Origin of the sequence: Pseudonocardia nigra (assembly GCF_019396355.1) — a bacterium.
GTDB classification, from domain to species: Bacteria; Actinomycetota; Actinomycetes; order Mycobacteriales; family Pseudonocardiaceae; genus Pseudonocardia; species Pseudonocardia nigra.
In genome coordinates, this window is sequence record NZ_JAHKRK010000378.1 from 1 (window position 1) to 3,551 (window position 3,551).

The 3,551-nt window shown below is 70.8% G+C and carries 4 protein-coding genes and 1 pseudogene; 3 read left to right on the forward strand and 2 right to left on the reverse strand.

Going from position 1 to position 3,551, the window contains the following annotated elements; genetic code table 11:
• Positions 1–137: 137 nt before the first annotated feature.
• The 3 genes from KME75_RS40535 (at position 138) to KME75_RS40545 (ending at position 3,022) form a co-directional block, all read left to right on the forward strand.
• Positions 138–665 carry a DUF6789 family protein gene (locus KME75_RS40535; protein ID WP_219420303.1) on the forward strand — a complete coding sequence of 176 codons (528 nt, stop codon included), beginning with the start codon at positions 138–140 and terminating at the stop codon, positions 663–665.
• 232 nt (positions 666–897) lie between these two features.
• Complete coding sequence (locus KME75_RS40540) at positions 898–1,512, forward strand: DsbA family protein (protein WP_219420304.1); 615 nt, start codon at positions 898–900, stop codon at positions 1,510–1,512.
• A gap of 169 nt (positions 1,513–1,681) precedes the next feature.
• Positions 1,682–3,022 carry an FAD-dependent oxidoreductase gene (locus tag KME75_RS40545; protein ID WP_219420305.1) on the forward strand — a complete coding sequence of 447 codons (1,341 nt, stop codon included), beginning with the start codon at positions 1,682–1,684 and terminating at the stop codon, positions 3,020–3,022.
• On the opposite strand, the pseudogene KME75_RS47670 reads toward KME75_RS40545, so the two are convergent.
• A pseudogene (locus KME75_RS47670) lies at positions 2,933–3,139 on the reverse strand (aldose 1-epimerase family protein); the annotation flags it as partial. The gene KME75_RS40545 and the pseudogene KME75_RS47670 sit on opposite strands and share 90 nt — an antisense overlap.
• A complete protein-coding gene (locus KME75_RS47675) occupies positions 3,082–3,312 on the reverse strand; it encodes an aldose epimerase family protein (RefSeq protein WP_219420306.1) in 231 nt (76 codons plus the stop codon). The gene KME75_RS47675 and the pseudogene KME75_RS47670, both read right to left, overlap by 58 nt.
• Positions 3,313–3,551: the final 239 nt, after the last annotated feature.

Below are 3,551 nucleotides of genomic sequence, written 5' to 3' on the forward strand. Positions count from 1 at the left end.
TCGCCGCCATCCGCCGCTTCATCGACGCATGGAACGAGCGCTGTGAACCGTTCATCTGGACCAAGGACGCCGAGGCCATCCTGGCCAAAGCGCAGCGTCAAAAGACTTCGGACACGAGACACTAGGGAGGGATTGTGATGACGGAGCACGCGACCGCGAGACGCGGTCGCCCCGACCAGGTGCCGCCGTGGCGGGATCGGCGGTGGGTGGCGACCGGTGTGGGCTGGGGTGTAGCCGCCACGGTGGTGATGACTGCGGTGATGTTCGCGGGCGTGACAACCGGTGTGGCGCCGATGCCCAAGCCGATCCCGATCGCGCTGGTCGCCCACACCTTGGGCAAGCTGCCGATGCCGGCGCTGCTGGGGCTGGGGCTGGCCGCGCATTTCGGCTACGGCGGCGCGGGCGGACTGGTCTTCGCCACACTGACCCGACGGGCGAACCTGGTGTCCGGCGCGGCCTACGGGGTGGTGTTGTGGCTGTTGATAGATCTGGTGTGGCTGCCCTACCTCGGGTGGGGCGTGTTCGGTACCGCGATCACCCCGGCCATCGGCGGGGCCACCCTGCTGCTGCACCTGATCTACGGCACCACGCTGGGTGGGCTGCTCGGACGCTTTCACCCCGGCCGCGGGCGCACGACAGCGGGGATGAAGGAGGCCACGCGATGACCCCGAGCAAGCACCGTGCGCGGGCCCTGAGGCGTGTTCTCCTCGGGGTCCACCCGACCGGGGGTGGCTGTGCGTGCTGCGCGGGTCCCGCCGCGCCCGACATGATGGATCACCAGGTTGTCGATGACACTCCTGCGGGGGCGGCCTGTGGGCCGGAGTGTGCCCAGGCCGGCGGTTGCACCTGCGAGCCCGCGGATCGAGGGAAAGCCTCCGGCGAGGAAGGGACGAGCACATGGCGACGGTGACCCTCGCACGCGATACCGAGATCGGCGGGGCGGTGGAGGTGTTTTTCGACTACACCTGCCCGTTCACGTATCGGGCCCAGGGCTGGCTGGACGGGCTGGCCGATGTGGAGGTGATGTGGCGCCCGTTCTCGCTGCTGGAGGCCAACTACCGCGGTGACGGGCCCTCGGTGTGGCGACGCCCGGACCGCGCCGACGATATTTCGCTGTTGCTGTTTGCCGGCCACGAGCTTGTCCGCGCCCGCGGCGGCGACGAGGCCCGCTACCGGCGGGCGGTGTTCCACGCTTGGCACGGGACCCACGCCCGCCTCGACCTCGACGCGGTCGCCCGCTTCGCGGCCGAGGCAGGGGTGGCCGCCGACGAGCAGGCGGTGCGGGCGCATTTCCTCGACGCGGAGGCCGAGCACGCCGCCGGCGCCAAGCTGGGGGTGTTCGGCACCCCCACGCTGGTTTATCCCGACCGGGCGGTGGCGTTCGTCAAACTCGACACCATCCCGGCCCCCGAGCGGGCTCGGCCGTTGTGGCAGGCCACCCGCGAGCTCGCCCTGCACACCGGTGAGCTGCGGGAATGGCAGCGGATCAGCCCAGAAGAAGGGGCACGGTAATGCGGCGGCTGGTGGTGGTCGGCGGGGACGCGGCCGGGATGAGTGCGGCCTCGGCGGCCCGCCGGCTCGCTTCACCCGATGAGTGGGAGATCGTGGCGTTCGAACGGGGGGAGACACCTCCTACTCCGCCTGCGGCATCCCCTACTACATCGGCACCCACGTCGATCGCGTGGACACGCTGATCGCGCGCAGCCCGGCCGAGTTCGCCGACAAGCAGGCGATCAACGCCCGGATCGGCCAGGAGGTCACCGAGCTGGACCTTCACCGGCGGGCGGTGCGCGTGCGCGATATGGACGGCGGCACCGAGGCGTGGGAGGGCTTCGATGCGCTGATGCTGGCCACCGGTGCCACGCCGCGCCGACCGGAGCTGCCCGGCACCGAGGCGGCCGGGGTCTTCGGAGTGCAGACCCTGGGCGACGGATTGGCGGTGCGCGCGTTCCTCGACCACCACGCCCCGCGGCGGGCGGTCGTGGTCGGCGCCGGCTACATCGGGCTGGAGCTGGCCGAGGCGCTGTGCGGCTGGGGGGTGCACGTCACGCTCGTCGACTCCGGGCCCGCTCCGATGCACACGCTGGATCCCGACATGGGCGGGATGCTCACCGACGCCATGGGCTCGTTCGGGATGACACTGCGGCTCGGTGAGACCGTCACCGGGTTCGACACCGCGAGCGGGCACGTCACCGGGGTGGTCACCGACCAGGCCAGCGTGCCCGCCGAGATGGTCATCCTCGGCCTCGGGGTGCGCCCCAACACCCGGCTGGCCCAGGCCGCCGGTGTTCCGCTCGGGCCGAGCGGGGCCATCGCGGTCGACCAGCGGATGCGCACCTCGATCGAGGGCGTATGGGCCGGTGGGGACTGTGCGGAGAAGTTCCACCGTGTCTCTCGCCATGGCGTGGCGATCGCGTTGGGTACCCATGCCAACAAGGAGGGCCGCACCGCCGGGATCAACATCGCCGGCGGCTACGCCACCTTCCCCGGCGTGGTGGGTACTGCTGTCACCAAGGTCTGCGATATCGAAATCGGCCGCACCGGCCTCGGCGAGCACGAAGCCCGCGCGGCCGGCTACCAGCCGCTGACGGTGGCGGTGGATTCCACCACCCGGGCCGGCTACTACCCCGGTGCCAAACCGATCCGCACGAAAATCATCGCCGAACAAGGCTCCGGGCGGCTGCTGGGCGCGCAGATCGTGGGCGAGGAGGGCGCCGCCAAACGCATCGACGTGCTCGCCATGGCGCTGTGGCACCAGGCCAGCGTCGACGATGTGATGACCACCGACCTCTCCTACGCCCCACCGTTCTCCCCGTTGTGGGATCCGGTGCTCATCGCTGCCCGCAAGGCCTGGCAGCACGTCGAAGCCGACCGCCTGGGAGCCGACGTTGCTGGCGGTCGTGGTGATCGTGAGCCCGTCGGGTCCGATCCGGTAGGACAGGCGCACCGCGAGGGTGAAGGGGTAGCCGGGGCGGGGGTGCAGCACGTGGCCGAGGTCGACTCGGCTCGTGGTCTGCGCTAGGCACGTCCAGTTGGCGAACCGGACGAAGCCGTGGATGGCGTTGCCCGTCGCGGGCTCGCTCAGGGGCGCCTGGTGCGCCTGGTCGTGTACTGGCCGTCGCGCAGCCGGTTCGGCCACGGGATGAGGGGTTGACCGCGGGCGCTGGTGGCCATCTCGTCCTCGGCGTACCCGTCGAGCAGCTCACGGCCGTCGGCGACGTAGGACCGCAGCCCGCCGCCGACCTCGACGATCACGGCGCGGTCGTCGCGGTGCACGATCGTGTGCTGTCGCCCCGAGGGCAGTTCGCTCACGTGGCCCTACCGTCCACAGTCGTCCCCCGTCCTCGCTCGCGCTGTCCGCTCGAATGCCCTGGGCCGCCGCTGACCCGGCGCCCCTGCAGTCACAGTCAGGCAGTCACAGCTAGACCGGGGTTCCGCAGCTGACCATTCGTCTAGACACGGAAAGTGGTACTTGACCTGCGGATACAGCTGATGGCCGCCCGGTGCCCGTGTGTCCAGGCGGAACTATCTCTGCAGGTCACAGCCACGGC